The following is a 1,888-nucleotide window of genomic DNA, read 5'->3' as shown; positions in this document are numbered from 1 at the left end:
AATAAGTTTCGAGCAGCCGGTAAGTGAATTACTAGACATACCGAGCTTGCCGCGCTGCTCGACTTGTCAAGGGAAAAAGGTGGTTTTTGCCAATCAAATTTGCTGGCTACGAATCGGTTAGGCTCTTAACCTGACGCGAATGCCCGAAATCCTAATTGCTTGCGGCGTCGTTTCCACCGCTGGTATTGGTTTCTGGTGCCTGTATACCTCGTATTACGGTTGGGTGGGAGTCTTTGCCCCGCATGAAACAAGGGAAGCATTACCAGTCGAGGAGGTTCATGAAAAGTTGCGATTGCTCGGAATAGAGGGCCGGGCTCGCGCGGGCCTCTTGATTTTTCCTCTTCTTTTGCTGACCTTGGGGCTGCTCTTGTCTTGCCTCCGCACCTGGCGGATGCTGCGGACTTCGCAGCATCCGGAGGCTTGGGGTCGCGCAATCAATAATCTTCCACCGGCGACTGGGTCACGGTCTCGACCGTGAAACTGTCTTCCCCCGTCAATTCGCGCGTCAAGGCCGAGAGGTCGGCGTGACATTTCGCCAGTTTTTCTGCGGAGAAAGCTGGTGGGGGAGGCAGTTTGGGGAGGATCTTTTCCAGCCGCAAATCGATGTCGATGCGCACGCTGATCGGCACATTTGCGAAGGCCTTGCCCACTTGGTCGAGGGTGTCGAGTTCATGGCACAGGAGCGGCAGATCGTTTCCAGCCAACCAAGCGAGCTCGAAGTCCCGGCCCCGTCCGTAGCGCTGGGCGATGGCCCCCATGTCGAGATCGTCGGTCAGAACCAGTCCCTCGTAGCCCAGTTGGTTGCGAAGTAAATCTGTGATGATGCGGCGGGAGAGAGAAGAGGGAAACTCGGGATCGAGAGCAGGGTAGCGGATGTGCGCCACCATGATGGCATCCAGCTCGGGACCCAGCGCGGTGTAGGGCAGTAGGTCGCTGGCGAGAAGGTCTTCCAGGCCTTCGTTAACCACGGGCAGGTCGTGATGGGGGTCGACATTGGCCCGGCCGCCGGCCGGAAAGTGCTTTCCACAGGAGAGCACCCCATTCTTGCGCTGCCAGCGGCTGAAGTTGCCCGCGTGATCAATCACCGCTTGCGAATCCCGCCCCCAGCAACGGCCCCGCAAGGCATTGGCCGCCTCCGGAGTGTGGTCGATATCGAGATCGGGCGCGAAGTTGATATTCACGCCCAGCATCTCCAGATGACGTCCCGCGAGAGCGCCGAACCAGGCGGATTGCTTGAAATCCCCTTTCTGGCCAAAGGTCGCGGCATCGGGTGGGGTGGGCCCCAGACCGGCCGTGCGCCAGACGCGACCGCCCTCATTGTCGATGCCGATGAGGGGAGAATGATCGCTGAGTGCGCGCAATTCGTCGGTGAGCGTCCGGGTCTGGCTGGCGTCGACGATGTTTCTCGTAAAAAGGATGAAGCCCGCCGGTTGCCAGCGGGCAATGCGGTCGCGATCAGCAGAAGTGAGGGCGGGGCCGTCGAGGCCGAGGATGAGCGGGAGCATGGCGAAAGGATGTCTGGAAATAGGGATTGAGAAAACGCTGCAGTCAGTCAGTCAGTCGGGGGCTTGAAAGAAGTGCAGTAATTTCTTGGACCAAGTTCTAACTCTAACCAAATGAAGACTGAAGTCATAAAAGGCCCCAAGCGCCATACCGAGGAATTCAAAGCCCCGGCTCTCGAACTTTACGCGGCAGGAAAGCCGGTTGCCGAAGTTGCCGTGGACCTCTGCATCCGCAAGGGCAAGAGAGACGACATCCAGCAAGACTTTGGGCACTCCATTTGCCGGATTTGTGGGGGATGTCCCACAGGTCGTTAAAACTCTCGGTGGTCGTTGGCGTGAGATTGGCTATTTATTCGTCGATTTCAAGGTTGGTGTTGAGGCTTCTG

At 58.1% G+C, this 1,888-nt stretch carries 2 protein-coding genes; one reads left to right on the top strand and one right to left on the bottom strand.

Going from position 1 to position 1,888, the window contains the following annotated elements:
• Nucleotides 1-434: 434 nt before the first annotated feature.
• Nucleotides 435-1,505: a glycoside hydrolase family 3 protein gene (locus JIN78_RS16630; RefSeq protein WP_200393124.1), complete on the bottom strand. Its 1,071-nt coding sequence runs from the start codon at nucleotides 1,503-1,505 to the stop codon at nucleotides 435-437.
• Between the two features lie 111 nt (nucleotides 1,506-1,616).
• Between JIN78_RS16630 and JIN78_RS16625 the strand changes: the two genes are divergently transcribed.
• On the top strand, nucleotides 1,617-1,817 hold the full coding sequence (locus tag JIN78_RS16625; protein ID WP_200393123.1) for a hypothetical protein: 201 nt from the start codon (nucleotides 1,617-1,619) through the stop codon (nucleotides 1,815-1,817).
• The last annotated feature ends 71 nt before the right edge of the window (nucleotides 1,818-1,888 follow it).

Source organism: Roseibacillus ishigakijimensis (assembly GCF_016595415.1).
GTDB classification, from domain to species: Bacteria; Verrucomicrobiota; Verrucomicrobiia; order Verrucomicrobiales; family Akkermansiaceae; genus Roseibacillus; species Roseibacillus ishigakijimensis.
This window is presented reverse-complemented; position numbering and strand designations above follow the sequence as displayed.